Source organism: Amycolatopsis sp. 2-15, from assembly GCF_030285625.1.
Lineage (GTDB): Bacteria > Actinomycetota > Actinomycetes > Mycobacteriales > Pseudonocardiaceae > Amycolatopsis > Amycolatopsis carbonis.
Genome location: NZ_CP127294.1, coordinates 1093079 through 1118630 on the forward strand (window position 1 = coordinate 1093079; position 25552 = coordinate 1118630).

Annotated in this window: 28 protein-coding genes; 13 read left to right on the forward strand and 15 right to left on the reverse strand. The window is 70.3% G+C overall.

Features of this window, described 5'->3' with window-relative positions; genetic code table 11:
* The first annotated feature begins 5 nt into the window (after window positions 1-5).
* Genes QRX50_RS05385 through QRX50_RS05395 form a run of 3 tightly spaced genes read left to right on the forward strand, consistent with a single transcriptional unit; the run spans window position 6 to window position 2765 of the window.
* Window positions 6-1379: an amidase gene (locus QRX50_RS05385; RefSeq protein ID WP_285970857.1), complete on the forward strand. Its 1374-nt coding sequence runs from the start codon at window positions 6-8 to the stop codon at window positions 1377-1379.
* Window positions 1376-1918 (forward strand): TetR/AcrR family transcriptional regulator, encoded by a 543-nt coding sequence (locus QRX50_RS05390; protein ID WP_434533321.1) that lies wholly within the window; start codon window positions 1376-1378, stop codon window positions 1916-1918. Before QRX50_RS05385 ends, QRX50_RS05390 begins: the two co-directional genes overlap by 4 nt.
* Before the next feature lies 1 nt (window position 1919).
* On the forward strand, window positions 1920-2765 hold the full coding sequence (locus tag QRX50_RS05395) for an oxygenase MpaB family protein (RefSeq protein WP_285970859.1): 846 nt from the start codon (window positions 1920-1922) through the stop codon (window positions 2763-2765).
* A gap of 1 nt (window position 2766) precedes the next feature.
* On the opposite strand, the gene QRX50_RS05400 is transcribed toward QRX50_RS05395, so the two are convergent.
* Window positions 2767-3306, reverse strand: a complete 540-nt coding sequence (locus QRX50_RS05400) for a CGNR zinc finger domain-containing protein (RefSeq protein WP_285970860.1) — start codon at window positions 3304-3306, stop codon at window positions 2767-2769.
* A 55-nt stretch (window positions 3307-3361) separates the two neighbouring features.
* Here QRX50_RS05400 and QRX50_RS05405 point away from each other — a divergent pair, with 55 nt between their 5' ends.
* Window positions 3362-4216 carry an alpha/beta fold hydrolase gene (locus tag QRX50_RS05405; RefSeq protein ID WP_285970861.1) on the forward strand — a complete coding sequence of 285 codons (855 nt, stop codon included), beginning with the start codon at window positions 3362-3364 and terminating at the stop codon, window positions 4214-4216.
* A 532-nt stretch (window positions 4217-4748) separates the two neighbouring features.
* Here QRX50_RS05405 and QRX50_RS05410 read toward each other — a convergent pair.
* From QRX50_RS05410 to QRX50_RS05420, 3 genes are read right to left on the reverse strand one after another with little or no spacing between them, the layout of a single operon-like run.
* On the reverse strand, window positions 4749-4886 hold the full coding sequence (locus tag QRX50_RS05410; protein ID WP_285970862.1) for a hypothetical protein: 138 nt from the start codon (window positions 4884-4886) through the stop codon (window positions 4749-4751).
* Between the two features lie 42 nt (window positions 4887-4928).
* Entirely contained in the window at window positions 4929-5786 is an 858-nt protein-coding gene (locus QRX50_RS05415) for an LLM class flavin-dependent oxidoreductase (protein ID WP_285970863.1), read from the reverse strand.
* A gap of 13 nt (window positions 5787-5799) precedes the next feature.
* On the reverse strand, window positions 5800-6819 hold the full coding sequence (locus QRX50_RS05420) for an aldo/keto reductase (RefSeq protein WP_285970864.1): 1020 nt from the start codon (window positions 6817-6819) through the stop codon (window positions 5800-5802).
* A 184-nt stretch (window positions 6820-7003) separates the two neighbouring features.
* Between QRX50_RS05420 and QRX50_RS05425 the strand changes: the two genes are divergently transcribed.
* From QRX50_RS05425 to QRX50_RS05440, 4 genes are read left to right on the forward strand one after another with little or no spacing between them, the layout of a single operon-like run.
* The gene (locus QRX50_RS05425) at window positions 7004-8419 is read left to right on the forward strand and encodes a DUF8832 domain-containing protein (protein ID WP_285970865.1); all 1416 of its coding nucleotides are present in this window, start codon (window positions 7004-7006) and stop codon (window positions 8417-8419) included.
* Complete coding sequence (locus tag QRX50_RS05430) at window positions 8416-8817, forward strand: FixH family protein (RefSeq protein WP_285970866.1); 402 nt, start codon at window positions 8416-8418, stop codon at window positions 8815-8817. The genes QRX50_RS05425 and QRX50_RS05430 overlap by 4 nt, the downstream gene beginning before the upstream one ends.
* A gap of 23 nt (window positions 8818-8840) precedes the next feature.
* Window positions 8841-9968, forward strand: coding sequence for a hypothetical protein (locus tag QRX50_RS05435; protein WP_285970867.1), 1128 nt, complete (start codon window positions 8841-8843; stop codon window positions 9966-9968).
* A complete protein-coding gene (locus tag QRX50_RS05440) occupies window positions 9961-10509 on the forward strand; it encodes a hypothetical protein (RefSeq protein ID WP_285970868.1) in 549 nt (182 codons plus the stop codon). Before QRX50_RS05435 ends, QRX50_RS05440 begins: the two co-directional genes overlap by 8 nt.
* 176 nt (window positions 10510-10685) lie before the next feature.
* Here the strand turns inward: QRX50_RS05440 and QRX50_RS05445 are convergent, their stop codons facing one another.
* Window positions 10686-10946 (reverse strand): DUF397 domain-containing protein, encoded by a 261-nt coding sequence (locus QRX50_RS05445; RefSeq protein ID WP_285970869.1) that lies wholly within the window; start codon window positions 10944-10946, stop codon window positions 10686-10688.
* 253 nt (window positions 10947-11199) lie between these two features.
* Here QRX50_RS05445 and QRX50_RS05450 point away from each other — a divergent pair, with 253 nt between their 5' ends.
* Both QRX50_RS05450 and QRX50_RS05455 read left to right on the forward strand, forming a co-directional pair.
* Window positions 11200-11466 (forward strand): hypothetical protein, encoded by a 267-nt coding sequence (locus QRX50_RS05450; RefSeq protein WP_285970870.1) that lies wholly within the window; start codon window positions 11200-11202, stop codon window positions 11464-11466.
* Between the two features lie 4 nt (window positions 11467-11470).
* Window positions 11471-11725 (forward strand): hypothetical protein, encoded by a 255-nt coding sequence (locus tag QRX50_RS05455; RefSeq protein ID WP_285970871.1) that lies wholly within the window; start codon window positions 11471-11473, stop codon window positions 11723-11725.
* Window positions 11726-11787: 62 nt separating this feature from the next.
* Here QRX50_RS05455 and QRX50_RS05460 read toward each other — a convergent pair whose 3' ends face one another.
* Window positions 11788-12636 carry an SAM-dependent methyltransferase gene (locus QRX50_RS05460; RefSeq protein ID WP_285970872.1) on the reverse strand — a complete coding sequence of 283 codons (849 nt, stop codon included), beginning with the start codon at window positions 12634-12636 and terminating at the stop codon, window positions 11788-11790.
* A gap of 169 nt (window positions 12637-12805) precedes the next feature.
* Between QRX50_RS05460 and QRX50_RS05465 the strand changes: the two genes are divergently transcribed.
* The gene (locus QRX50_RS05465) at window positions 12806-13960 is read left to right on the forward strand and encodes a glycosyltransferase (RefSeq protein ID WP_285970873.1); all 1155 of its coding nucleotides are present in this window, start codon (window positions 12806-12808) and stop codon (window positions 13958-13960) included.
* Here QRX50_RS05465 and QRX50_RS05470 read toward each other — a convergent pair.
* Window positions 13917-14774, reverse strand: coding sequence for a helix-turn-helix domain-containing protein (locus QRX50_RS05470; RefSeq protein WP_285970874.1), 858 nt, complete (start codon window positions 14772-14774; stop codon window positions 13917-13919). The two genes, QRX50_RS05465 and QRX50_RS05470, sit on opposite strands and share 44 nt — an antisense overlap.
* 271 nt (window positions 14775-15045) lie before the next feature.
* On the opposite strand from QRX50_RS05470, the gene QRX50_RS05475 reads away from it, so the two are divergent.
* Both QRX50_RS05475 and gnd read left to right on the forward strand, forming a co-directional pair.
* Window positions 15046-15963 carry an MBL fold metallo-hydrolase gene (locus QRX50_RS05475; RefSeq protein WP_285970875.1) on the forward strand — a complete coding sequence of 306 codons (918 nt, stop codon included), beginning with the start codon at window positions 15046-15048 and terminating at the stop codon, window positions 15961-15963.
* A gap of 161 nt (window positions 15964-16124) precedes the next feature.
* Entirely contained in the window at window positions 16125-17561 is a 1437-nt protein-coding gene (gene gnd, locus QRX50_RS05480) for an NADP-dependent phosphogluconate dehydrogenase (RefSeq protein WP_285970876.1), read from the forward strand.
* Window positions 17562-17606: 45 nt separating this feature from the next.
* Here the strand turns inward: gnd and QRX50_RS05485 are convergent, their stop codons facing one another.
* The 8 genes from QRX50_RS05485 to QRX50_RS05520 all read right to left on the reverse strand — a co-directional run bounded on the left by QRX50_RS05485 (window position 17607) and on the right by QRX50_RS05520 (window position 25548).
* The gene (locus QRX50_RS05485; protein ID WP_285970877.1) at window positions 17607-18119 is read right to left on the reverse strand and encodes a hypothetical protein; all 513 of its coding nucleotides are present in this window, start codon (window positions 18117-18119) and stop codon (window positions 17607-17609) included.
* Between the two features lie 73 nt (window positions 18120-18192).
* Window positions 18193-18924: a Clp protease N-terminal domain-containing protein gene (locus tag QRX50_RS05490; protein WP_285970878.1), complete on the reverse strand. Its 732-nt coding sequence runs from the start codon at window positions 18922-18924 to the stop codon at window positions 18193-18195.
* A 153-nt stretch (window positions 18925-19077) separates the two neighbouring features.
* Window positions 19078-19893 (reverse strand): MerR family transcriptional regulator, encoded by an 816-nt coding sequence (locus tag QRX50_RS05495; protein ID WP_285970879.1) that lies wholly within the window; start codon window positions 19891-19893, stop codon window positions 19078-19080.
* Window positions 19894-20727: 834 nt separating this feature from the next.
* Window positions 20728-21903, reverse strand: coding sequence for a 4-hydroxybenzoate 3-monooxygenase (locus QRX50_RS05500; RefSeq protein WP_285970880.1), 1176 nt, complete (start codon window positions 21901-21903; stop codon window positions 20728-20730).
* A 24-nt stretch (window positions 21904-21927) separates the two neighbouring features.
* Window positions 21928-23163, reverse strand: coding sequence for an NAD(P)/FAD-dependent oxidoreductase (locus QRX50_RS05505; RefSeq protein ID WP_285970881.1), 1236 nt, complete (start codon window positions 23161-23163; stop codon window positions 21928-21930).
* Window positions 23160-23483, reverse strand: a complete 324-nt coding sequence (locus QRX50_RS05510; RefSeq protein WP_285970882.1) for a 2Fe-2S iron-sulfur cluster-binding protein — start codon at window positions 23481-23483, stop codon at window positions 23160-23162. Before QRX50_RS05510 ends, QRX50_RS05505 begins: the two co-directional genes overlap by 4 nt.
* 5 nt (window positions 23484-23488) lie before the next feature.
* Window positions 23489-24655 carry a cytochrome P450 gene (locus tag QRX50_RS05515; RefSeq protein WP_285970883.1) on the reverse strand — a complete coding sequence of 389 codons (1167 nt, stop codon included), beginning with the start codon at window positions 24653-24655 and terminating at the stop codon, window positions 23489-23491.
* Between the two features lie 101 nt (window positions 24656-24756).
* Window positions 24757-25548, reverse strand: coding sequence for an IclR family transcriptional regulator (locus tag QRX50_RS05520; protein WP_285970884.1), 792 nt, complete (start codon window positions 25546-25548; stop codon window positions 24757-24759).
* Window positions 25549-25552 lie beyond the last annotated feature (4 nt).

Here is a 25552-nt window from a genome sequence, read left to right on the forward strand (position 1 = left end):
GCCCGATGACCGTCAGGACTCCTGCGTTCACGACCGTCGCCGAGCAGGTGGCAGCGCTCGAAGCAGGCGAAACGACCTCGGTGGCACTCACCAGGACGGCACTGGAAGAGGCGCACGCGAGCCAGACCGTGCTCAACGCGTTCCGCCGAATCCGCGACGAAGAAGCCCTCACCGAGGCGGAAGAAGCCGATCGGCGCCGGGCCCGAGGTGACCGGACGCCGTTGCTGGGCGTGCCCGTCGCGATCAAGGACGACGTGGACCTCGCGGGCCTGCCCACGGCGTTCGGCTGCGCGGGCGACTTCCCGGACGCGACGGCCGATGCGCCTGCCGTGGCGCTGCTCAAGCAGGCCGGCGCCGTGATCATCGGCAAGACGAACACGCCTGAGCTGGGGCAATGGCCGTTCACGGAGGGGCCGGCGTTCGGCGTCACGCGTAACCCGTGGCACCCCGACCACACGCCTGGCGGGTCCTCCGGCGGCTCGGCGGCCGCGGTGGCCGGCGGGGTGGTCGCGGCGGCCCTCGGCTCGGACGGTGCCGGGTCGGTGCGCATCCCGGCGGCGTGGACGGGGCTCGTCGGCATCAAGACGCAGCGCGGACGCGTGCCACTCGGCGGGGAGCTGTTCCACGGCCTCACGGTGCTCGGTCCGCTGGCCCGGACCGTCGCGGACGCGGCGACCCTGTTGGACGTCACGACGGGCTCCGACAGCATGTTCCGCACCGCGGCCCGCCGGGAACCCGGCCGGCTGCGCATCGGGTTGTCGACGAGGGCACCCTTCACCGCAACGAAAACCAGCCTCGACCCGGTGGTCGAAGCGGCTGTGCGCAACACCGCGGAGGCGCTCGCGAACCTCGGCCACGAGATCGTCGAGATCGAGCCGGACTACGGGCTCATCGGGCTCACCTTCCTGCCGCGCTCGCTCACCGGCGTGCGCGACTGGGCCGCTCGCGTGCCCGAGAAGGCCAAGCTCGACCCCCGCACGCGCGGCAACGCGCAGCAGGGCACCGTGCTCGCCGGCGCGTTGAAACTCGCCCGGGCGCTCGAACCCGCGCTGCAGCGCCGCATCGGCTCGGTGTTCGGGCGCGTCGACGTGCTGCTCACCCCGACCACCGCGACGCCGCCGCCGAAGACCGGCGCGTTCGACGGCCTCACCGGCTGGCGCACCGACCAGACGATGATCGCCGCATGCCCCTACGCTTGGCCGTGGAACGTGCTGGGCTGGCCGGGGATCAACGTCCCGGCCGGACAGACGGCGGACGGGCTCCCCCTCGGCGCCCAGCTGCTGGGCCCGTCGCACGCCGAGGAGCGGCTGATCTCCGTTGCCGCGCAACTGGAAGAGGTCCGACGGTGGCACCTGCGCCGGCCCGCAAGGGTGTGGTGAACACCCGCGACGCGATCCTGCGGGCGACCCTCGAGGTCGTCGGCGAGCAAGGCGTCGGCGGGCTCACCAACCGGCGCATCGTGGCCGCCGCCGGCGTCTCGCTCGGCACGCTGACCTACCACTTCCCCAGCCAGACGGAGCTGCTGCGCGAGGCGATGCTGCTGTTCGCCGAGGAGGAGACGGCGAAGCTCGCCGCGATCGCCGACGCCCACAGCGCTGACGGCCTCAGCCTGGAGCAGGCCGCGGCCGTGGTTGAGCACGTGATCGAGCAGCTGCCGTTCGGCACCGACGACCTCGCGCCCCACGAGCTCTACCTGCAGGCCGCGCGTGATCCTGGCCTGCGCGACGCGTCGGCGCGTTGCTTCGCGGCGTACGACGATCTCGCCATGACTGTTCTGCGCGCGCTCGGCGTGTCCGATCCCGCGCGGGTGGCGGGTCCCGTCGTTGCGCTCATCGCCGGATTGCAGCTGCGGCGCCTGTCGACGGGCACCGACGTGCCGGCCGCCGAGCCGCTGATGATGCTGCTCCGCGGGGCCTGACGTGGCGCCGCCGGTTGTGCGGGGCACCGCGGCCTGGCGCTACTTCGGTGACTTCCGCGACGTGCTGCTCGCGGGCCAGGTCCTGGTGCTGCAGGTGGCGCACCCCGTGGTCGCGGCCGGGGTGCGGGACCACTCGAACTACACCGAGGACCCCTGGGCGCGATTGATGCGTACGGGGGCTTCGCTGTCGATTTACGTGTACGGCGGTGCTGCGGGCGCACGGTTCGAGGCTTCGCGGTTGCGGGAGCTGCATCGGACGTTCACCGGGGTGGCCGACGGGCGGCGGTACAGCGGGCTGGATCCGGGGGCTTATGCGTGGGTGCATGCGACGTTGGTGAAGGTTCCCGTTGATGTGCAACGGTTTTTCGGGCGACCGCTGATGGCTGGCGAGCTTGCCGAGTACTACGCGCAGATGTGCGACATCGGCCGGGTGCTCGGGGTGCGCGAGCGGGACCTGCCGCCGGACTGGGCCGCGTTCGAGCGGTACTACGACGAGATGGTCGCGTCGTTTCGGCCGAACGAGACGATGACGACGTTGTTCGAGACCATCCACACGGTGCCGAAACCCGTGCGGTGGCTGCCGGATCGGTGGTGGCCTCGGCTCCGGAACGCGCAGGCCGCGGGGCAGCTGTTCCTGATCCGGGCGACGTTGCCGCCGGCTTTGCGGAAGCAGCTCGGTCTACAGTGGACTTATGCTGATGAACTCCGGTTCAGGCGGTTCTGCCGCGTGGTGCGGATGGTCGGCTCGCTGGTGCCCGCGCCGTTGCGGACGGCGCACATGCGGTGGATCGGCAAGCTGAACGTGTGGCTGCGGGCCCATCCGTGGGCCTACCGGCTGATTCCCTGACTCAGCCGCGGGTGCGGGCGTAGTGGGCCCGGGCCTTGGCGCGGTTGCCGCAGCGGGACATCGAGCACCACTGGCGGGTCCTTCGCGGTGACGCGTCCGCGAAGCGCAGGCCGCAGTCTTCGGCGGCGCAGACGCGGACGTCCACCGGGCTCGTCACCAGCTCGATCACGTCGATGGCGATCAGGGCGAAGGCGGCCGCGACCGGGTTGCGCGGGGTTCGCGCCGCTTTGTGCAGCTCACCGCCCGCCAGCCGCAGGCGCGCGTGGGGCAGCGGCTCCTCGACGATTTTGTTGACGAGCTCGACATCCTGCCGGGCCGGCTGGGTGGTGACCAGCCGGTTCACGGCTTCCCTCAGCCATTTCGCCGTTTCGAGGTCTTCCTCCGTGGCGCGCACCCGGCCCTCGATGAGACCGGCGAGCGAGAGCCACTCGGTGAGGGCTTCGGGCGAGGTCAGCAGCTCGGTCCCCTCGGCCTGGTAGCGGTCGCGCAGCGTGTTGACGAGGTCGAGACACGGCCTGCCGCCGTCGAAGACCCACTCCATGGGGTTGATTCTAACCCTTGTCACCGGTTAGCCGCCTCCGGTAGCGTCTAACCTCATGATCCGGTTAGAATCCTCGATGGCCCAGGTCGGCGACCTCCGGATGCACTACCTGCGCGGCGGCGACGGCCCGCCCGTGTTTCTGGTGCACGGCTGGCCGCAGACCTCGCACTGCTGGCACCGCGTCGCGGGCCCGCTCGCCGAAACCCACACCGTGATTGCGCCCGACCTGCGCGGTTACGGCCGCACCGACAAACCCCGCGGCGGCTACGACAAGCGCACGATGGCCACCGACCTCGCTCAGCTCGCCGAGCAGCTGGGGTTCGACCGGCTGGCGGTGGTCGGCCACGACCGCGGCGGCCGCGTCGGGCACCGCTGGGCACTGGACCGTCCGGAACAGGTCGAGCGCCTGGCCGTCCTCGACATCGCACCGACGCGCGAGATGTGGAAGCGCCTCGACTCCGACGTCGCGAAGGGCTACTGGCACTGGTTGTTCCACCTGCAGCCCGACCTGCCGGAACTGCTGGCGGGCAGCAACATCGCCGCCTACCTGGGCTACTTCTTCGAACGCTGGACGTTCCAGCGCCAGGGCCTGCCCGCCGAAGACGTCGACGAGTACGTGCGCGCCTTCTCCGCCCCGGGCGCCCTACGCGCCGGCTTCGACGACTACCGCGCCTCCTTCCCGGACGACGCCACCCTCGACGACGCCGACTACGCCGCCGGCAAGCGCCTCACCCAACCCGTACTCGCGATGTGGGGCGAGGCGGGGCTACTCGGCAAACTCCCAACCCTCGACCTCTGGCGCGACTACGCCGACAACGTCACCGGCGTGGGCCTCGAGAACTGCGGCCACTTCTTGCCCGAGGAAAAGCCGGAAACGGTGGTGTCGCATTTGCAGGAGTTCTTGGGTTAGGGCTTGATCAGCTCGTCGACCCCTCGATACGCGACACCCTCGGGGAAGCGCCGGCCGCGCGGCAAGCGAGCGCCCCACCCGGCTCGCGGTCCGCAATGCCGGGCCGAGCCGGACCGCGACCGCTTCCCGGGAGAAGCTGCCGACGTGGTGCACCGGCCTGAGTTTCCCGGTCAATCGTTGGTCAGCTCATCAACCATCAGCCGCGCGACATCCCGAGGAAACGCCGGGCACTCGACAAGTGAGCACCCACCCGGACCGCAATCCGCAACGCAGAGTGAAGCCGGACTGCGGCCGCCGCTTGCTCAGGCGGAGCGACCAGTAGCCGCCGAGGGCGGACCGCCGTGAGCTCCTCGCGTAGCCGCTGATCAGCTCGGCGACCACCAGCCGCGCCGGACCTGCGACGGAACGCCGGCTGCGGCGAGTGAGCGCCCCACCCGGCTCACAGTCCGCAATGCCGGGCCGAGCCGGACCGCGACCACTTCCCGAGACAAGCCGCCGGAGGTCGTCGTGGCGCACCGGTGCGAGCTCCTGGCTAGCCGCTGATCAGCTCACCGGCCGCCAGCCGCGCCACGCCTCCGAGAAAACGCCGGCCGCGCGGCAAGCGAGCGCCCACCCAGCCCGCGGTCCGCAATGCCGGGCCGAGCCGGACCGCGACCACTTCCCGAGACAAGCCGCCGAAGGTCGTCGTGGCGCGTCGGCGGGGGTTTCGCGGTTAGGGCTTGATCAGCTCGTCGACAACCCACTGCGCGACGCCCTCCGGGAACGGTGACGGCAACCCGAGCACCACGTGCTCGAAACCGGCGTCGACGGCCTCGCCGATGGCTTTGCGCGTGAGGGCGGGGTCCGCATAGGACACCGGCAGGTGGATCGAGCGCGTGATTTCCGCCGGGTCGCGGCCGAGCTCCGTGCAGTAGCGGTCGAGCAGGGCGCTGCGGCTCACGGCGTCGTCGAGGTCGCCGCCGGGGATGTTCCAGACGCCGGCGTGCTCCGCGGCTACGCGCAGGGTTGCGGCGGCGCGGCCACCGATGACGATCGGGGGGTGGGGGCGCTGCACGGGCTTGGGGTTGCCGAACGCGCCCTTGAGCTGGACGGTGTCGCCGGTGAAGTCGAAGGGTGTGGCGTCCGTCCACAAGCGACGGATGACGGCGCAGGCTTCGGCGAGGGCCTGCACGGCGTGCGCGGTCTCGTGGAACGGGAGGCCGTGGGCCTCGTACTCGCGCCGGGCCAGTGGGTGGCTCGGGCGGGAGCCGACGCCGATGCCGAAGTCGAGGCGGCCGGCGGAGACCACGTCGACGGTCGTGGCGATCTTGGCGAGGACGGCGGGCGGGCGGAAGCGGTTGCTGGTGACCATGAGGCCGAGGCGCAGGCGCGAAGTTTGCGCAGCAAGGGCTGAAAGCAGCGTCCAGCCTTCGAAAATGGGCCCGTCGGGGTCGCCGACGATGGGCAGGAGGTGGTCGAAGAGCCAGGCGTGCTCGATCGCCGGCAGGGTGTCGGCTTCGTGCCAGACGCGCACGAGGTCGGCGTAGTCCACCTGCATCGGGGCGGTCATGATGCCGAATCGAGGTGACATCGGAAGGTTCCTTTCAGCGGCGACGCAATGAGGGATCCAGCAGGGCAGGAGGGGTGTCGAACTTCTCGTGCGCGGCCAGGTCCACACCGGGCGCGACGATCTCGTCGATCGCGTCCAGCACGTCGGCGGAGAGCACGGTGTCGGCGGCCGCGAGGTGTGAGCGCAGGTGCTCCGGCGTGCGCGGGCCGATGATCGCGCTGGTCACGGCCGGGTGCGCGGTCACGAAGCCGAGCGCGAGCTGGATCAACGTGAGGCCCGCGCCGGCGGCGACCTTCGCCAGGCGCTCCACGGCCTCGAGGCGAGCCTGGTTGGCGGGCAGCGCCAGGTCGAACCGCTGCGGCAAGGCCTTCGAGCGGCTCGTGGTGATCTCGCGCCCCTCGCGGACCGCGCCCGACAGCCAGCCGGACGCGAGCGGGCTCCACGCCAGCACGCCCAGGCCGTACTCCTCGGTCATCGGCAGCACGTCGGCCTCGATGCCGCGCTGCAGGATCGAGTAGCTGGGCTGCTCGGTGACGTAGCGGCTCAGGCGGTGCTCCCGCGCGGCCCACTGCGCCTGCACGATCTTGTACGCGGGGAACGTCGACGAGCCGAAGTAGCGGATCTTCCCGGCCCGCTGCAGGTCCGTGAGCGCGGAAAGCGTCTCCTCGTCGCTGGTCGAAGAGTCCCAGCGGTGGATCTGGTAGAGGTCGACGTGGTCGACCCCGAGCCGGCGCAGGCTGTTGTCGAGCTCGGTGACGAGCCAGCGACGCGAGCTGCCGCGGTGGTTGCGCTCGTCGCCCATCGGCATGGCGGCCTTCGTGGCGAGCACGAGGTCGTCGCGGCGCCCGGCGATGGCCTTGCCGACCATCGCCTCCGACTCGCCGGCGCCGTACATGTCGGCCGTGTCGACGACGTTGATGCCGCCTTCCAGCGCGGCGTCGACGATCGCCGTGGCGTCGTCCTGCGTGGTCCGGCCGATCGCGCCGAAGTTCATGGCACCGAGCGAAAGCGCGCTGACCTGCACACCGGTGTGGCCCAAGGTGCGGTACTGCATGGGATTGGTCCTCCGAAGAGCAAACGGAACGTTGCTCCGTTAACCGTACGGAGCAACGTTCCACGTTTCAAGAGCGAGGTGCCAGGGGGCCGCACCTAAGGGTCCGCATCCCCCGAACCGGGGATGGATCTTCCCCCGCTTCCGTGACGATTCGGCTCCCCTGACCTCGTTACCTTTTCCCCTGATGGGGACCACAAAGAGATCGGCGCTGCTGCTGGTGCTGTGCGCGCTGGGGATCGCGCTCGGCGGCGGCACGGCGCGCGCCGACGGGGCACCGGTCGGCGCGGACATCCAGGTGGCGCAGACACTCGGCGCACGCGAGCTGACCGTGATCATCCGGCGGATCGACGTGACCCCGGGCGACCTGCACGTCGACATCGCCACGCACGCGGGCACCGCACCCGGCCCGCTGCACCTGGCGGCGGCCTCCGACGGCGTCGTGTTCTCCCGCGGCGACGTCGTGCTCGGCGCCACGCCCGGGCTCTACCCGGGCACGGTCGGCGTCGATCACGCCGGACCATGGGAATTGCAGCTGTCCGACGGCACGACCACCGCGACCATCCCGTTCGTCGTGCCTGCTCGCGTGGTGCCGCCATGGGAAAAGGCGACGTACGGCGGTTTTGTTGCGGCAGGGGCGTTTCTGCTCATCGCCTTGGTCGTGGCGGTGCGGTCACGCCGGACCGCCTACGCCCTGCTACCGGCTGGTGGGATGGTCGCGGCGCTGGCCGTCGCGGTCACCGGCGCACTGCTGTCCACCGGCACTCCCCCGCCGCCCGCGCCGGGCGCGCAGCTGGACGCGACCGTCGACAACGTCACCGATCCGTACGCGCTGTCCCGCCTGCCCGTCACGGACTACTCGCGGCCGCCGGTGAACCTGACCGTTGGCACGCAAGGAAAGTCCCTCGACCTCCACTTCACCGACGGGTCCACCGGCCGGCCCGCCGACGACCTCGTGATCCACGACGACGCCTTGGTCCACCTCATCGTCGTCTCGCCCTCGGGCCGGTTGTGGCACCTCCATCCGGTACGGGTGGCACCCGGCGAGTACCGCATCGACTTCACTCCACCGGAGTCCGGGACTTACGCAGTGGCCGCGGAACTCGAACGACGCGGCGGCGGCGTTCAGCTGGCACGGTCCACTGTGGACTTCGACGGCGTCACCGGCAACCAAGCCGAAGTTTCCGCAGGACCAGGAAAACGCGTCGTCGACGGAGTGCCGATCGACGTCACCACCACGGCCGTGCAAGCCGGCACGCCGGTCACCGTCACCGCGCACTTCCCCGCCGGCGACCTCCAGCCGTGGCTGGGCATGCTGGGCCACCTGATCGTCGTCGGGCCGCTGCCGTCGGAGCACAACGTCGGCGCCGCGGCCGCCACCGCACCGACGTGGGCCCACGCGCACGCGATGCCGCCGTACGTCCCGGGCCTGACGGGCGTGCCGGACGAAACCGTCGCCGCGTACGGGCCCGACGTGCCCTTCACGTACACCTTCCCCGCGCCCGGCCGCTACCGGCTGTGGCTGCAGGCCGAACGCGGCTGGTCCGTTCTGACCGTGCCGGTGGTGCTCGACGTGCCGGCTTTTCCCGGAGGGGGCCAATGAAAACGAAACGTCCGGTGGTGCTGATCAGCGTCGTCGTGGTGGTAGCCGCGGTGATCGCCGGCTGGCTGTTGTTCGGCGGCGGGTCGAGCGGCCCCACCGTGCTGAAGTCGACGACCGGGCCCTACACCGTGCAGCTGTCCGCGGACGCGCCACGGGTCGGCGGCAACACGTTCGCGTTCGCGGTGACCGGTCACGCCGTCGACGGCGTGACGGTGGAGCCGGTGATGCCGCAGATGGGCCACGCCATCACGCCCGTGCCGGCGGCCGCCGACGGGCCGGGGCACTTCCGCGCCGCCGACGTCGGCCTGCCGATGGCGGGCCAGTGGGAGATCACGGTCTCCCTGCGCGGGCCGGCGGGCGCCGGCCAGGTCGTGTTTCCCGTGTTGGTCAACCAGTAAGACCAGTAAGAAGGGGGCTGGGGATGGATCTCACCGCGTCGGGGGCCCGGGTGGTCACCGCGACTCGAAGGCCAGGGCTGGCACCCGCGGGCACGGTGCTCGCGGGGTCGGTGATCTCGATGGTCGGGCTCACGTGGGACGTGCAGTGGCACGACGACGTCGGCCCGGACACGTTCTTCACGCTGCCGCACCTGTTCCTGTACTCGGGCAGCGCGATCGTCGGGCTGGCGAGCCTGGCCGTGGTGCTGCTGACCACGGCCGCGCAACGCGCCGGGCGGCCGGTGGACCCGCGCATCGGCGGGCGCGCGATCGGCGTGTTCGGCCGGACGTTCGCCGCGCCGGCCGGCTACCTCACCTCCGGCGTCGGCGCCGCGCTGTTCCTGCTCTACGGGCTGTGGGACCAGTGGTGGCACGGGCTGTACGGCTTCGACGCCGTGATCGACTCGCCGCCGCACATCGGGCTGCTGCTCTCCGTGACGTTGTCGATCATCGGCACCACGATGGTCTTCGCGGCCGCGCGGGAGCACCGCTGGGGCCGGATCGGGGTGTTCGGTTCGCTGGCCGTGCTGATCGCGTTCAGCGCGGTGACGGCGCTGGGGCTGCAGCAGGTGAACCTCGACCCGGTGGAGGCGACGTCGGTCGGCTCCACACTGTTGTCCGTGCTGCTCGTGTTCGCCGGCGCCGGGTTCCTGCGCCGGCCCGGCGGCGCCGTGGCGACAGCGGCGATCCTGGCCGTGATCCAGGCCGTCTTCTGGTGGTTCTCACCGTGGGCCGCGCGCACGTACGCCGATCTCGTCGGGCTGCCGGTGCGCGACTACGTGAGCGGCGTGCCGGACATGCCCGCGCTGATGCCGATGGCGCTCCTGCCGGTGGCGGCATTGGTCGAGGGCTACCTGCTGATCGCGCGACGGCGGGGGTGGCAGCTGGGCCGCGTGTCCGTGCTCGCGGGCGGGCTGGCCGGGCTCCTGGTCGGCGCGACCCTGCTGGTGCAGCGCGGGTTGGTCTACTCCGGTCACGTCGGTGACCTCACGGCGGTTCTTGCGACCGGCGTCGCCGCCGGCGTGCTGGGTGTGACGGGCGGCTTCTCGGGCTGGCGCTTCGGCGGCATGCTCCGCCTGCTCGCCCCGGTTTCGGAGGGTTCGAATGCGTAAAACACTGCTGGCGCTGGGCGCGGTCATCGGCCTGCTGCTCGCCACCGCCCTGCCGGCCAACGCGTACGAGCCGGTGAACATCGTCCACACCGAACGCGTGCAGGCCGGGCCCTACGGCCTCACCGTGGGCTTCTCGACGTGGCCGCTGCGGGCCATGCAGTCGCTGGACTTCACCTTCATCCCCGACGGCGGCATCGGCACCAAAACGGGCACGCTCGCTCTGCACAACCCCTCGGCCGCCGCGTTCCAGCGCCCGCAGCCGCTCGCGCGCCACCCGCGCAAGCGCGACGTCTGGGGTCTGGACATCCGCGCCCTGCCGACGGAGGGCACGTGGGCGTTCCGCTTCACGATCAACGGCCCCCGGGGCCAGGGCACGGGCGAGCTGAAGAGCCTGCCGGTGCTGGCGCAGCCGGGACCGCCGATGGGGTTGAGCTGGGCGATCAGCAGCCTGCCACTGATCGGGCTCGTGGTGCTGGTGGTCATCGCCTGGCGCCGCACGCGCGGCCGGCTGCGCGGCGGCGGGGTGCCGGCCGCCGCCTGATCCGCCGTGATCCGACTCGGGGCCGGGAGTACCGATCAGGTGCTCCCGGCCTCTTGATCAACAACTCACTCCGGGCAAACACCCAGGGTCAGCGCCAATCACTCGTTCGAGTGGTAGTTGGTGAAACTCTCACGCCGAGGCCCCCATGCGGGCTCCCCGGCAAATCGCGAGCCGCGTCAAGCGCCAGGCGGCAGATCGAACTGCCCGGCCTTCACCGCGACCAGGAACGCCTCCCACTCGCCCCGGTCGAACACGAAGACCGGACTCGACGCGAGCTTCGTGTCGCGGACGCCGACGAGGTCGGAACGGCCCAGGTTGACCTCGACGCAGCTGCCGCCGTTCGGCTCACTGGCGAACGACTTCTCCCAGGCAGCGTCCTCGAACAGCCCCTCGGCCGCGTCCGGGTCGTAATCCTGGAGCGACGGATAATCCGTCATGGGTCGTACCTCCGAGCCTCCTGCAGGGCATGCGGTCGCCACGCACGTCCCCGGCTTCTTTCTGTCACTACGGAGCAAACCGCAGGGCCAAGCGGGTGATCAACTCGACCCGATCTCGACATGAAGATTATTCCAGGAGTAGGATTAATCGCATCGATCGGGGCGCCGATGGTGGGTGAATGGCTTGCTGCATTCGGCCCAGCCCACCAGCGGAGTCCACGAACCCGCCGCAGACCTCGGGGGGAGGGACCGCGTGATCATCCAGGACAGCATGACGGCGAACGTGCTCATGACGGGCAGGCTCGCTCCCGGCAGGGCCGGCGAATCCCGCCGCGTCGCGCACGTGTTCGAGGTGGACGCAGCGAGTTCTTCCGCAGAGGTGCTCGCGCGGTGCGGGGAATCACTTCCCCGGACCCACATCGAGTGGCTGGCGCCGGGCGTGGGTATGCCGTGCGAAAGCTGTCTCGGTCTGGCCGGAGCGGATCTGCCCCGGTCACCGCTATCGGAACTGGGGGTGTGATCTCATGGCCGTCCGGCTCACCACGCTCTTCCGTCGTGAGGATGAACACACTCACGGCCGACGTGGGATCAACCACGAGCTGCGCAGCCGCTTCGGCTTCAGCCTGATCCAGGCACCGCTGCGCAGCCCGGTCACCTGGGACACCGACCTCGACGTCCCCGCCCCACGCCAGCCGGACCTGGTCCGCGCCACGAGGCCGCTGGAGGCGCGCGTCGACCTCGCCCCGCTCGTCCACGGACTGGGCCCGTCCCGCGCGTAAGCGCGACACAGACCATCGAACCAGCGCGCCCCGGGCCACCCTCCCGGGGCGCGCTTTCGTCGTTACGGCTTCCGTCCCACGGCGCAGATGCCGCCACTGAACGACGGGTCGGCGGCCATGCGGTCGCTGTTGCGCGACTCGCCTTCCTCCGGCCGCCACTCCGAAACCCAGACCACCCCGGGGTCCACGAGCTCCAGACCGTCGAAGAACTCCGCGAACTCCGCGCGCGAGCGGAAGTGGATCGGGGTGCTCGACTGCTTGTACTGCTCGTGGATCGACTCGCGGCTGTCCCCGTCGGACTCCGGGACGCCGTCGAGCGTGATGTGCGAGGCCATGAAGAACGAGCCCGAGGGCACCAGCGAGAGGTACTTGCGCACCATCTCGTGCGCCCCCTCCTCACGGCCGATGAAGTACAGGACGCCGGACATGATCAACCCGATCGGGCGCTTCGGGTCCAGCACGCCGGTGTCGAGCGCACGCGGCCAGATGTCACCCGGGTTACGCAGGTCGCCGTGCAGCACCGCGTGCCGGTCGGCGACGCCCTCACGCTCCAGCAGGATCTGCGAGTGGGCGACGGCCACGGGCTCGTTGTCCACGTACACGCAGCGCGCGTCGGGGTTCACCGACGTGGCGATCTGGTGCACGTTGCCCGCCGTCGGCACCCCGGAGCCGAGGTCGAGGTACTGGTCGATGCCGTTGCGCGCCATGTAGCGCACGGTGCGGCCGAGCAGCTCGCGCCCGGACTTCGCGATGGTCTTGATCATGGGGAAGGTCTGTACCGCGCGTTCGCCGAACTCGCGGTCGATCGCCCAGTTGGCCGTGCCGCCGAGGAACCAGTCGTAGATGCGGGCCGCGTTGGGCCGATCGAGGTCGATGCTCTCAGGGGCTTCGGGATCCGGTACCTGTGTCATCAGCTGTCCCTTTCCGACCCGCGGTGTGCTGGTGCGGACCAGTCTGCCGATCTCCCGGCGCGTCCCGCAGCCGACCCCCGATCGAGTGACACCCGATCGGGGCTTGCGGTCACGGAAGCCCGGGAAAACGACGCGACCAGCCCCGTCGTCAACCACTACTTTGCCGGGAATGCGCTTCCTCTTCACCTTCGTCGGCGGCCGCGGCCACTTCGATCCGATGGCGCCCGTCGTGCGGGCCGCCGCCGCGCGGGGGCACACCGTCGCGGTGGCCGGGGCGGGCAGCCACGTGTCGGCGATCGAGCGCGCGGGGTTCACGGCGCTGGCCACGAGCGCACCGCGCGCGCAAGCCGCAGCGAAGCGCGAGCCGCTGCCACCCCTCGACCCGGCCCGCGACGACTGGGAGATCCAGGAGCTCTTCGCGCGCCGCGCCGGCCGGGAACGCGCCACCGCGTTGCTGGAGATCATCCGCGACTGGCGGCCCGACGTCGTGATCCGCGACGAGGTCGACTTCGGCGCCGCGATCGCCGCCGAACGGCTCGGCGTGCCGTGTGTGAACGTCCTCGTGCTGGCCGCGGGAACCTTGCTGCGCAAGGACCTCGTGGCCGAACCCCTGCACGAGCTGCGCGCCGGGCACGGCCTGCCGCCGGACCCGGAGCTGACGATGCTGGCGGGGCAGCTCGTGCTGTCGCCGTTCCCGCCGTCGGTCCGCGACCCGGCTTCGCCGTTGCCGCCCGGCGCGTTCTCCTTCCGCCAGGGCGACCCCATTCCGCCGAGACCGCCGCACGAGCCGCCCGGCGTGTACTTCACGCTCGGCACGGACTTCAACACCGCGTCCGGCGACCTCTTCGAACGCACGCTGGCGGGTCTCGCGCGGCTGACCGCGAACGTGACCACCACCGTCGGCACCCAGCTCGACCCGGCCGTCTTCGGGCCGCAACCCGCGCACGTCCGCGTCGAACGCTTCGTGCCCCAGGCCGAGCTGCTGCCCTCGATCGACCTCGTGGTGTCCCACGGCGGTTCCGGCAGCCTGCTGGGCGCGCTGGCCCACGGCCTGCCGTCGCTCGTGTTCGCCATGGGCGCCGACCAGCCTGGCAACGCTCGCCAGACCACCCGGCTCGGCATCGGCGTCGCGCTGGACCCGGAGACCGCGACGCCGGACGAAATCCACGAAACGGCCGTGCGGCTGCTCACCGAACCGCGGTGGCGCGAGGCGGCTCAGCGCGTGCAGGAGGAGATCAACGGCCAGGCCGGCGCGGAAGAAACCGTGCCACTGCTGGAAATCACTGCGACATCTGCGCCCGGTAGCCCTCGGCGAGCTCCTTGAGGAACTGCCGCGTCTCGCCGCGCTCCAGCGCAGCACCGCGCAGCCGGTCCCACGAGTCGACGAAGATGTTGAAGTCCTTGACGTCGTCGAGGTAGAGCCCGCCCGCGGAGTGTTCGATGTAGACGAAGTCCCGCGTGCGGTCGGGGAAGCGCATGATCGTGAAGTCGTTGGGCACCGCGGCGAGCTTCGCGCCGAAGGGCAGCACGTGCACGTACACGCGGGGGTAGCGGTCCAGCGCCAGCATGTGCTCGACCTGGTCCAGCATCACGGCCGGCGCGATCCCACCGGGAGCGCGGCGCAGCGCGCCCTCGCTCACGATGAACCGGTAGTACGGCGGCTGCTGCTGGTCGAACACGGCCTTGCGGTCGAGCCGGTTGCGCACCAGCGACGTGACGTCGGTCGCGCCCGCCTCCGTGAACTGCTTGAGCATGTAGTGCTCGGACTGCAGCGGGCCCGGGATGCGCTCACCGTGCCAGGTGAGGATCTCCGCGGCGGCCGGCTCGAGGTCGGTGAAGGTGCGGAACCAGTGGGGCACCACCGAGCGGTAGCCCGACCAGTGGCCGCGCTGCCCGGCGGCGGCGCGGGCCAGGTTCATCAGGGTGTCGGCTTCTTCGCCGTTGATCCCGAACGCGTTCAGCATCGATCGCACATCTCCGAGCTTGACCCCCACTGCTCCGGACTCGATCTTGTTGACCTTGCCCTGGGTGCAGCCGAGAACTTCGGCGACCTGCTGCTGTGTCATCCGCGCGGCGTTGCGGGCATGCCGGAGCTCGTTTCCGAGCTGCTTCCGGCGCGAGGTGACGGTGCTCGCCATCAGCCTTGCTCTCCCGGACCACTAACCGCCGGAGCGGTCTCTCGACCACTGCCGGCGCGCGAACGTTCGAACCACCCAGGTTAGTACGTTGACCCAACGGGGTTCGATGATGACACCGCGCAGCGTTCCAGGAAATGATCCGAAAAGCCAGTCACCCCGGGTGTCACTCGCCTGGACCAGGCCATCTAGCGCCTTTCGGACACCGCCACTGCTCCATCCGGACTACTTCCGCCGGTTCTGCGGCGCTCGGTCGTACGGCATAGTGGCGGGCGTGATCGATCGCTCCCCCGGCGCCGCGAAGGTCGAGCGCCTCGCAGACGGTGTCTTCGGCTACGTGCAGCCCGACGGTTCCTGGTTCATCAACAACTGCGGCTTCGTGTCCGCAGGCGACCACACCGTGCTCATCGACACGTGCGCCACCGAGCGGCGCACGCGCGCCCTGCTGGCCGCCGCGGAGGCCACGGCTGGACCGGTCACCACGCTCGTGAACACCCACCACCACTCCGACCACACCAACGGCAACTACCTCGTCGGCGGCGCGACGATCATCGGCCAGCGCAAAACGCGGGACGCGATGCTCGCCGCCGGCATCGAGACCTACGACGGCGTGCTCGTCGGCAACGACTGGGGCCACCTGGAGCTGCGCGCGCCCGACGTCGTGTTCGACGACCGGCTGACCGTCCACGCGGGCGACACCGCGATCGAGCTCGTGCACTCGGGCCACGCCGCCCACACCACCAACGACGTGCTCGCCTGGCTGCCCGAGCAGCGCGTGCTGTTCGCGGGTGACCTGGTTTTCAACGGCGGCAGCCCGTTCGCGCTGATGGGCTCGGTCGCCGGCTGGCGCGCCGCCCTCGACGTGATCCGCGAGCTGGAGCCCGCGCTGATCCTGCCCGGCCACGGCGGCCCGTGTGGCCTGGAGACCGTGGACGTCGTCGACGCGTACCTGAAGTTCGTGCAGGAGACGGCCGAACGCGGCAAGGCAGCGGGGCTTTCGCCGTTGCACCTGGCGAAAGAGACCGATCTGGGTGCCTTTTCGGACCTGTCCGAACAGGAACGCTTGGCAGGCAACCTGCATCGCGCGTATGCGGAGCTCGACGGCGCCGAGTGGGGCGCCCCGATCGACCTCGTCGCGGCGATCACTGACATGGTCGCGTACAACGGCGCGCCGATCCGCTGTTTCTCCTGAAACTTCGCACCACATTCGCACCACAGAGGACAGAAGTGGTCCCGGTCACCGGGCTCCACGTGATTCATTCCCCCCGGACGCCCGTGAGTGTTCTCGCAGGTTCGCGCGAGCGTGAACCGGACTACGCTCGGACTCCGGCAGAGACTTCGGAAAGGGTTCGGATGAGCAAGAAGGCGAGCATCGGGGTCACCGGCTTGGCGGTCATGGGCCGCAACCTGGCGCGGAACCTGGCCCGGCACGGGCACACGGTCGCCCTGCACAACCGCTCCGAGGCGCGGACGCGCACGCTCGTCGAGCAGTTCGGCGACGAGGGTGACTTCATCCCGGCGTACTCCGCGCAGGAGTTCGTCAACGCGCTGGAGCGGCCACGGCAGATCGTGATCATGGTGCAGGCCGGTGGGCCCACCGACGCCGTGATCGAGGAGTTCGCGCCGCTGCTGGAACCGGGTGACGTGATCGTCGACGCCGGCAACGCGCACTTCGCGGACACCCGCCGGCGCGAGGCCGCGCTGCGCGAGCGCGGGCTGCACTTCGTCGGCACCGGCGTGTCCGGCGGCGAGGAGGGCGCGCTCAACGGCCCGAGCATCATGCCGGGTGGGTCGAAGGAGTCGTACGAGTCGCTCGGCCCGCTGTTCGAGGACATCTCGGCCAAGGTCGACGGCGACCCCTGCTGCACGCACATCGGCGCGGACGGTGCGGGCCACTTCGTGAAGATGGTCCACAACGGCATCGAGTACGCCGACATGCAGCTGATCGCGGAGTCGTTCGACCTCCTGCGCGGCGCCGCCGGCTACTCGCCCGCGGAGACCGCCGACGTGTTCTCGACGTGGAACACCGGCCGGCTCGAGTCCTACCTGATCGAGATCACCGCCGAGGTGCTCAAGCACGTCGACGGTTCGGGCAAGCCGTTCGTCGACATCGTCGAGGACGCGGCGGAGCAGAAGGGCACGGGCCGCTGGACCGTGCAGATCGGGCTCGACCTGGGCGTGCCGATCAGTGGCATCGCGGAGGCCGTGTTCGCGCGTTCGCTTTCGGGCTCGAAGCCGCTTCGCGCGGCCGCCCGCGGGCTGGCGGGGCCGGCGCGTACGCCGCTGAAGGGCGCCGCGCTGGAAACCTTCGCCGACGACGTCGAGCAGGCGCTGTACGCGTCGAAGGTCGTCGCGTACGCGCAGGGCTTCAACCAGATCCAGGCCGGCGCCACGGAGTACGGCTGGGACATCGACCTGGGCGCCGTCGCGTCCATCTGGCGCGGCGGCTGCATCATCCGCGCGAAGTTCCTGAACGACATCACCGCGGCCTACGCCGAGGACCCGGCCCTCCCGACGCTGCTGACCGCGGGCGCGTTCCGCAAGGCCGTCGAGGACGCGCAGGACTCGTGGCGCTCGGTCATCTCCACGGCGGTGCAGCTGGGCATCCCGACGCCGGGCTTCTCCACCGCGCTGGCCTACTACGACGGCCTGCGCGCCGACCGGCTGCCGGCGGCGCTGGTGCAGGGTCAGCGTGACTTCTTCGGTGCGCACACGTACCGGCGCGTCGACCGCGAGGGTTCGTTCCACACCCTGTGGGCCACGGATTCTCGTGACGAGGTCGGTGCTTGATCTTTTCTTCGGGGACCCCCACCTTGGTTGGTGGGGGTCCCTTTTTCATCGCGTGTACTCGGCGAGCCAAGGCGGGACCTGCGGGCGGCGGTAGGTCTTGAGGTCGTCGCGGTAGTGCTGCGGCGGCAGGAGCTGGTGCGGCGGGAAGGGTTCGTCGCCGTAGTCGTAGGTGACGCTGAGCTGGCCGCTGTTGAGGACGCTCAGGATCAGGCGCCACCACGGGCCGGCAGACATCTGCGCGGCGACGTGGCGCTGGTTGCGCAGCATCGCGGTGATGGGCTCGGGAACGTAGACGTCCTGGTGCTGGTTGCCGGCGAAGAACCGCAGGAGCGCGATTTCCGCGGAGACGGTGAACGAGAACTCGGCGGATAACCATTCCCAGCCTTGCGGACCGAGCAGCGCCAGCTGTTGCACGATCGGCTCCAGCAAGCGGCTGGCTTCGGCGGCGAGGGTTTCGTCGTTGTTCGGGACGATTTCGAAGCTCTGGATGGCGGGAGGGCCGTCGCCTTGGGCGTCTTCGAACGCCTGGCGGAACTCCTCCATGAACCGGTCGGCCATGCCGGCCAGCCTAGGGGTCAGGCGGTCGCCGCCACCAGAAGCAAAGCGACGACGACCGCCGGCACCAGATACCTCACTGCCCTCGCGCGGCCAGGATTTCGGCCAGGGCCTCGCGGATCTTCGCCTCCGCCGGCTCCTTCGTGATGCCCAGCCCGGCGAGCACCTCGTAGCCGGCGCCTTCGCCCTGCTCCAGGATCGCCAGCAGGATGTGCTCGGTGCCGATGTAGTTGTGGCCGAGCCGCAGGCCTTCGCGCAGGGTCAGCTCGAGCGTCTTCTTGCCCGCCGCGGTGAACGGCATCGGGTCCGGCACCGGGTCGACGGGCTCGGGCAACCGCGCCTCCGCCGCTTCCTTCACAGCGTCGAGGCTCGCGCCCTGGAACACCATGATCCCGGCGGCCAGCGCGGCCGGTTCGGTGAGCAGCCCGAGCACCAGGTGCACGGTGTCGATCCCCGGGCTCTTCGCGTGTTTGGCCGCCTGCTGCGCCGCCACGACGACGTGCCGCGCACGGTCGGTGTAGCGGCCGTAGAGGCGCTCGATCATCCCGCCCGGATCACCCCCCGGGTCGACCTTCGGCACGAACCGCTTCTGGGCCGCCTGCTTCGAAACGCCCATGCTCGTACCGATGTCCGTCCACGAAGCACCGGACCGCCGCGCCTGGTCCACGAAGTGCCCGATGAGGTGATCGGCGAGCTCCCCGAGGTGCTCCCCCATGTACACCGCATCCGACAGCTGCGCGAGGGCGTCCTTGTCGTTGTTCGCCTTGATGGCACTGATGAGGTCGTCGAGCTTTACTGGGTAGGTCATGCCGTCAACTGTAGGTTGACGATCCGGTATCGTCAACCCTGGGTTGACGATCGGTTTGGTGGGGTGGGAGCGGGTCTGTTGGTCGACGTCGGCCGGGTCGCTGCCGTGCGGGCTGGGTCGGATGTGTCGGATGTGCCGGCCCAGCCCGGTTCGTCAGGCGGCCGAAACCGGGATCTGCAGTTCGGTCACCCAGCCCGTCTCGTCGCCGTCGGTGTGCAGGTAGACCTCGCGGGCGTGGCCCGGTTCGGCGCGGTAGCCGTTGTCGTCGATCCAGCGCGCGAGGGCCTGGTACGACTCGGCGATGGTGGCCATCGTGCCGCGGTGGACGAGCGTCGCGGCGTGGGCGAGGGCCGGCAGCTCCGTCTCGTCCAGCCCGGCGCCCTCCGCCGACCCGACGTAGGGCGCGCAGGCCTGCACGTGCACCCGATCGTCGGCCGGCTCGTACCAAGCGATGGCCGGCCCGGCGAACTTCAGGCCCGCGCGCTCCATCCGTTCGGCGAGACTCGCGCACAGCCCGCCGACGACGGGCCCGATGTCGTCGTACTCGAACGACTCGGCAATACCCCCGACGGCAACCACACGAGCACCCTCGACCGGCTTGACCACAACGTCCACTTCGGACATGGTGTCCTCCACTTCGATCAACCGGAGCCTTGCCTCGACGCGCGCCAGCCGCGCCGTCTCCGCCGCGACCCGCTCCGCCAGCTCCCCGCGGCGCAACCTGAGCATCCCGCGCAGCTGCTCCGCGCTTGGCCGCTCGCCGAGCACCTCGGCGACCTGCTTGAGCCCGATCCCGAGATCACTCAGCGCCAGGATGCGGTTGAGCCGCGCGAGCTGGTCCGCCGCGTAGTAGCGGTACCCACTGTGCGGATCCACCCGCGCCGGCCTGAGCAGCCCGAGCGCGTCGTAGTGCCGCAACATCCGCACGGACACGCGGCCGACCTTGGCGAACTCTCCGATGCTGAACATGACACCACCTACGTTCGGATCTCACACGGTGTCAGAGTCAAGCGCCCTTGGCGACGGGTTCGCATCGGTGCGGCGGCGGGGAGCCGGCGGTCCGCTCGCGCGCGGGGCTTGGTTCGAATGGTCCCTTCGCGCCATTTCGCCTGCGGCGCGAAAGGTCACTTCGCGCCCGCATCACCGCGTGAAAGGTCCACTCGCGCCCGCATCACCGCGTGAAAGGTCCACTCGCGCCCGCATCACCGCGTGAAAGGTCCACTCGCGACATCGCGGAATGGTGGACGGTCCAGTCGCAGCGGCACTGCGCGAAGGTCCCGCCCCATCGACGCGGCGGCGCGAAAGGTCCGCTGGCGACTGCAACGTGGCGCGAGAGCTCCGCTCGTGCCATCACAGCGGCACGAATGGTCCCCTCGTGGCGCCGACACAGGGCGAGCGGTCCACTCACGTCGGCAACGTCACGCGAGTAGTCCACTCGCCGCCAACTCGGTCGACTCGGTCACTCACCTGCGCGCAGGCAGTCCGCTCACCCTGCCACGGCAGCACGAAGGGACCGTTCGCTCACCCACCGACGCACGAACGGTCCCATCGCGGCCGCCCCACAGCACGAAAGGTCCCATCGCAGCCGCTTCACAGCACGAAAGGTCCCATCGCAGCCGCCCCACGTCACGAAATCGCGGCCGCCGCGCAGCACGAAAGGTCCACTCGTTCCGGCGGTCCACTCAGCGACCACCCCACGGCGCGAAAGGTCCTCTCGCACCGGCGCCACGCCGCGAGAGGGCCACTCAGCGACCGAAGCATGGCACGAAAGGCCCACTCACGAGCCCAAGCAAGAGCGAAGCCTCAACCCCCGAACGGCAACCCCACATAATTCTCCGCCACACTCGTCGCCGCAGCGCGAGACGAAGCCGTGTAGCGGAGTTGCGACAGTTGCAGCCGGCGGGCGAAGGCGTCGGCGCCCGGGTCGGTGTGGAGCATGGTCGTCATGAACCAGGAGAAGTGTTCGGCGCGCCAGACGCGGCGGAGGCAGGTGTCGGAGTAGGCGTCGGCCGGGGTGGGGTCGCCCTTGGCCAGCGAGACCAAGGCGCGCGAGAGGACTCGGACGTCCGCGACGGCGAGGTTCATGCCCTTGGCCCCGGTGGGCGGCACGATGTGGGCGGCGTCGCCGGCCAGGAACAGCCGGCCGTGGCGCATGGGTTCGGCGACGAAGCTGCGCATGGGCGTGATGCCCTTGTCGAGGATCGGGCCTTCGCGCAGGGTGAACTCGCCATCGACGGCCAGGCGCAACGACAGCTCGGACCAGATGCGGTCGTCGGACCAGGCCGAGAGGTCCTCGCCAGGGTCGACTTGCAGATAAAGGCGCGTGATTTCCGGGGAACGCATGCTGTGCAAGGCGAAGCCACGCGGGTGGTGTGTGTAGATCAGCTCCTCGTGCGAAGGCGGCGTCTGCGCCAGAACACCCAGCCACGCGAAGGGGTACTCCCGCTCGAAGAACTGCAACCCACCGTCCGGAATGGACGGACGGGATACACCATGGAAACCGTCACAGCCGACAATGGCGTCACATTCGAGAACCTGCGAAACACCAGCAGCGTCCACATAACGGACCACCGGACGCGAAGTGTCCACATCAGACACAGCAACGTCCGAAACCTCGAACTCCAACGGCAAACCCTGACGCTCATGCGCGTCCACGAGGTCCTTCACGATCTCCTGCTGCCCGTACACCGTGATCGACCGGCCCGTCAGCTCGGTGAGCGCGATCCGGTGGTCCTGGCCGTCGAACCGGAGCGAGAAACCCTCGTGCGGCAAGCCTTCCCGCACCAGCCGATCGCCGAGGCCGATCTCCGTCAGCAGCTCGACCGTCGGTTGTTCGCAGACCCCCGCGCGCACGCGTTGGCGCACATACTCGCGGTCGCGCGCCTCCAGCACGACGGCCTCCACGCCCTCGGAGTGGAGCAGGTACGAAAGCAGCAGCCCGGCCGGGCCGGCGCCGATCACAGCGACCTGGGTACGCAACGGGGGGACCTCCGAACGAATACGTCAAGCCGCGGAACGCGACTTCACATGGGCTTTCAAATCGAACGAGCTGGCTTCGAGGTCGGCGTAGGACGGACGCAGCTCCGCCGTGAACAGCCGGCGCGCGGCGATGTGGTCGGGCGGGCGGTTCACGGACTCGACGGCGATCAGCACACCGTCGCGGAACGACAGCACGGAAAACCGCCCCTCGGCACGGTCGCCGGTCACCACGGTCTGGTCCGCGTTGGCGAGGATGCCGACGATCTGCAGCTTCGCGTCCGTCTGGTCGGTCCAGAACCAGGGCAGGCTGTCGTACGGCGCGGCGTCGCCGGTGATCGCCGCGGCCACGCATCGGGCCTGGTCAACGGCATTCTGCACCGACTCCAGCCGCGTCGCCGCGCCCGCGTGGACGCACGGGAAGTTGGCGCAGTCGCCGATCGCGAAGATCTTCGAGTCCTCGGTGCGCAGGTGCTCGTCGACGACGACACCGTTGGTCACCGTCAGCCCGGCCTGCGAAGCAAGCGTCGTCTCCGGCACCACGCCGACCGCGACCACGACCAGGTCGGCCGGCAGCCGCGAGCCGTCGGCCAGCTCGACCGACGAGACGTGCCCGTCGCCGTGCAGAGCCGTAACACCTGTTCCGAGCAACACCGTGTGCCCGGCCTTTTCGTGCAGCTCCTTGAAAAACTCCGACACCTCCGGCGACGCCACCCGCGCCAGCAGCCGGTCCTGCGCCTCCACGACCGTCACGGGCCGCCCGGCGTGCGAGGCGAACTCCAGCCCGATGAACCCGCCGCCGATGACCACGACGTTCGAAGCACGTTCCAACGACGAACGCAGCCGATCCGCGTCATCCCGCGTACGCAGCATCAACACGCCGTCGAGATCCGCCCCCGGCACCGGCAGCACCCGGTTGCGCGCGCCAGTCGCCAACACGAGGTGGTCATACGCCAGCTCCTCGCCCGACTCCAGAACCACCCGCGAGGCAGCCCGGTCCACCGAAGCCACCCGCCCCGGCACGAGCTCGATGCCCTTCTCCGCGAAGAAGTCCTCCGGCCGCAACCGCAGCTGCTCTTCGCCCGCCGTGCCCTTGAGGTAGGCCTTCGACAGCGGCGGCCGCTGGTACGGCACGCCCGGCTCGTCTCCGACCAGGACCACCCGCCCGGTGAAACCCTTGTCCCGCAACGAAGCCGCGGCCTGGAAGCCGCTCTGGCCGCCGCCGGCGACGAGCACGGTCTCGGACGAGGATCCTGTGGTCATAACTGCTCCTCCGGCAAGCGCAGGACCAGACCGTCGAGGTCCTCGGTCACCGGTAGCTGGCAGGACAGCCTGCTGGTGGCCGCCCTCGGGCTGGCCGTGCAGTCCAACATCTCCTCTTCATCTGAGCACAAGGGCCCAAGATCGTCGAGACGCTCCGGAGCAACGTAGACGTGACAGGTCGCACACATGGCGTTACCGCCACACTCGGCCACGATCCCGTCCACGCCGTGGTCGAGTGCCACCTGCATCAGGGAGCGACCGACAGTGGCGTCGACGGTGCGGGAGGTCCCGTCGGGCTGCACGTAGGTGACCTTCGGCATCCCGCTCACCGCACCCGCACCGGCAGCGATGCGAGGCCACGCAGCGTGTTGGACAGCTGGGGCCGCGGCTCGCCGGCGAGCTCGATCGTCGTGACGCGCCGGGCCAGCGCCGCGAGCAGCACCTCGCCTTCGAGCCGCGCGAACATCTGGCCGACGCACGCGTGGACGCCCGAGCCGAACCCGACGTGGCCGGCCGCGCGGCGCGTGATGTCGAACGTGTCCGCGTCGGGCCAGCGCCGCGGGTCGCGGTTGGCGGCGGCCAGGAAGAGCAGCACCTTGTCCCCCGCCGGGATCCGCTCGCCGCCGATCTCGACGTCGCGCGTGGTGGTGCGGAAGAACGTCTGCACCGGCGACGTGAACCGCACGACCTCTTCGAACGCCGCACGCGAGCGTTCCGGCTTCTCGCGCAGCGCGGCCCACTGGTCGGGATACGACGCAAAGCACAACACGGCGTTACCGAGCGCGTGGACGGTCGTGTCGACGCCGGCACTCAGGAAGGAGCGCACGAGCAGCGCGCGCTCTTCCTCGCTGAACTCTGAAGCGGCTTCGTGGATCCGCGCACCGAGCCCGCCCGGCGCCAGGTTCTCGGCGCGGCAGTGCTCGGCGATCCACTCGCGGGCCACGGCGCCGCGCTCCATGGCCTCGGTGAAGAGGTGGTTGCGGGGGCCGAAGCCGTTGAACACCATGGCTCCGTACGGCAGCAGGTGCTCGCGGCCCTCGGCGGGCAGGCCGACGGCGTCGGGAAAGACCTTCAGCGGGAAGGCTTCCGCGAAGTCGGCGACGGCGTCGAACTCGCCGCGCTCCACCAGCGTGGCCACGAGCTTCTCCGCTTCACGCGCGAAGGTGTCCCGGTAGGTCTTCACGACCTTCGGCGTGAGCACGCTCGTCACGGTGCGGCGGGCCCGGTCGTGCTCCGGTGCGTCGGCCTCCAGCAGCAGGCTCGGCGGGCGCCACGGCGTCTCCTTCCGGAAGTCGCTGAGCCCGACGCCGGCGGACGAGCAGAACGTCTCGGGATCGGTCAACGCCCGCGTGACCTCGTCGGCGCGGGCCATCGCCCACACGTCGTAGCGGACGAGGCGCACCACGGGGCCGGCGTCGCGCAGCCGGCGGTGCAGCGGCACGGGGTCGGCGAGGACCGCATCCGCGAACGGATCGTCGTCGAGGGTGATCACCGGGCCTCCTCACGTCGTCGGGATGGCCCTCAGAGTGCTGCTTCGCGGACCTGAAACACAGCACGTCTTCCACTCAGTGGAAGGGAGTGTGGGTTCAGATTTCAGTGCGTCTCGCGATGCGCGTCTTCGGAAAGCCGCAGCGTGGCGCCCAGCGTCCGGGAAATACCGCGCGCCGCCGCCCGCACAGCCGGCACCAGCGTCAACGGGTCCGTCCCCTCGGCCGGCACGACCACGGAAATCGACGCGACCACGGTGTCCGACGCGCCGTGCACCGCCGCCGCGACCGACAGGGCGGGCAGCTCGATCTGGCCGTCACTCACCGCGTAGCCATTGCGGCGGACATCGGCCAGCACCCGGCGCAGCTGCTCGGCCGAGCGAATCGTCTTGCTGGTGTAGCGCTTGAGCGGCAGCCCGAGCACCTGCTCCTGCACCTCGGCCGGCGCGTGCGCGAGCAGCACGAGCCCGACGCCCGTCGCGTGCAACGGCAGCCGCCCACCCACGCGCGAAATCACGTTCACCGCGCGGCGCCCGGAAAGCCGTTCGAGGTACACGACCTCGGCCCCGTCGAGCACGGCGAGCTGCACGTTCTGGTGCGTGGCCTCGTAGAGGTCCTCGAGGAACGGCATGGCGCTCTCCCGCAGCTGCGCCCCGTGCGGCGCGAGCGACGCCACCTCCCACAGCCACAGGCCCACGCGGAAGTGCCCCTGCTCGTCGCGCTGCAACGCCCCACGCCGCACGAGCTCACCCGCCAGCCGGTGCGTCGTCGACAACGGCAGGCCGGCGCGCCGGCTGAGCTCGGACAGCGTCAGCACCGGTCGCTCGGACGTGAACGCGCCCAGCACGTCCAACACCCGCTCCACGACCGACGGTGGCCGCTGCGCGTTGTGCCGCATGGGT

What these genes read in the sequence shown, in the direction of transcription:
- QRX50_RS05385 (WP_285970857.1), top strand. Translation starts at nt 6, where the DNA reads ATGACCGTCAGGACTCCTGCGTTCACGACCGTCGCCGAGCAGGTGGCA.
- QRX50_RS05400 (WP_285970860.1), bottom strand. Translation starts at nt 3,306, where the DNA reads ATGGAGTGGGTCTTCGACGGCGGCAGGCCGTGTCTCGACCTCGTCAAC.
- QRX50_RS05405 (WP_285970861.1), top strand. Translation starts at nt 3,362, where the DNA reads ATGATCCGGTTAGAATCCTCGATGGCCCAGGTCGGCGACCTCCGGATG.
- QRX50_RS05415 (WP_285970863.1), bottom strand. Translation starts at nt 5,786, where the DNA reads ATGTCACCTCGATTCGGCATCATGACCGCCCCGATGCAGGTGGACTAC.
- QRX50_RS05420 (WP_285970864.1), bottom strand. Translation starts at nt 6,819, where the DNA reads ATGCAGTACCGCACCTTGGGCCACACCGGTGTGCAGGTCAGCGCGCTT.
- QRX50_RS05425 (WP_285970865.1), top strand. Translation starts at nt 7,004, where the DNA reads ATGGGGACCACAAAGAGATCGGCGCTGCTGCTGGTGCTGTGCGCGCTG.
- QRX50_RS05430 (WP_285970866.1), top strand. Translation starts at nt 8,416, where the DNA reads ATGAAAACGAAACGTCCGGTGGTGCTGATCAGCGTCGTCGTGGTGGTA.
- QRX50_RS05435 (WP_285970867.1), top strand. Translation starts at nt 8,841, where the DNA reads ATGGATCTCACCGCGTCGGGGGCCCGGGTGGTCACCGCGACTCGAAGG.
- QRX50_RS05440 (WP_285970868.1), top strand. Translation starts at nt 9,961, where the DNA reads ATGCGTAAAACACTGCTGGCGCTGGGCGCGGTCATCGGCCTGCTGCTC.
- QRX50_RS05445 (WP_285970869.1), bottom strand. Translation starts at nt 10,946, where the DNA reads ATGACGGATTATCCGTCGCTCCAGGATTACGACCCGGACGCGGCCGAG.
- QRX50_RS05455 (WP_285970871.1), top strand. Translation starts at nt 11,471, where the DNA reads ATGGCCGTCCGGCTCACCACGCTCTTCCGTCGTGAGGATGAACACACT.
- QRX50_RS05460 (WP_285970872.1), bottom strand. Translation starts at nt 12,636, where the DNA reads ATGACACAGGTACCGGATCCCGAAGCCCCTGAGAGCATCGACCTCGAT.
- QRX50_RS05465 (WP_285970873.1), top strand. Translation starts at nt 12,806, where the DNA reads ATGCGCTTCCTCTTCACCTTCGTCGGCGGCCGCGGCCACTTCGATCCG.
- QRX50_RS05470 (WP_285970874.1), bottom strand. Translation starts at nt 14,774, where the DNA reads ATGGCGAGCACCGTCACCTCGCGCCGGAAGCAGCTCGGAAACGAGCTC.
- gnd (WP_285970876.1), top strand. Translation starts at nt 16,125, where the DNA reads ATGAGCAAGAAGGCGAGCATCGGGGTCACCGGCTTGGCGGTCATGGGC.
- QRX50_RS05485 (WP_285970877.1), bottom strand. Translation starts at nt 18,119, where the DNA reads ATGGCCGACCGGTTCATGGAGGAGTTCCGCCAGGCGTTCGAAGACGCC.
- QRX50_RS05490 (WP_285970878.1), bottom strand. Translation starts at nt 18,924, where the DNA reads ATGACCTACCCAGTAAAGCTCGACGACCTCATCAGTGCCATCAAGGCG.
- QRX50_RS05495 (WP_285970879.1), bottom strand. Translation starts at nt 19,893, where the DNA reads ATGTTCAGCATCGGAGAGTTCGCCAAGGTCGGCCGCGTGTCCGTGCGG.
- QRX50_RS05505 (WP_285970881.1), bottom strand. Translation starts at nt 23,163, where the DNA reads ATGACCACAGGATCCTCGTCCGAGACCGTGCTCGTCGCCGGCGGCGGC.
- QRX50_RS05510 (WP_285970882.1), bottom strand. Translation starts at nt 23,483, where the DNA reads ATGCCGAAGGTCACCTACGTGCAGCCCGACGGGACCTCCCGCACCGTC.
- QRX50_RS05520 (WP_285970884.1), bottom strand. Translation starts at nt 25,548, where the DNA reads ATGCGGCACAACGCGCAGCGGCCACCGTCGGTCGTGGAGCGGGTGTTG.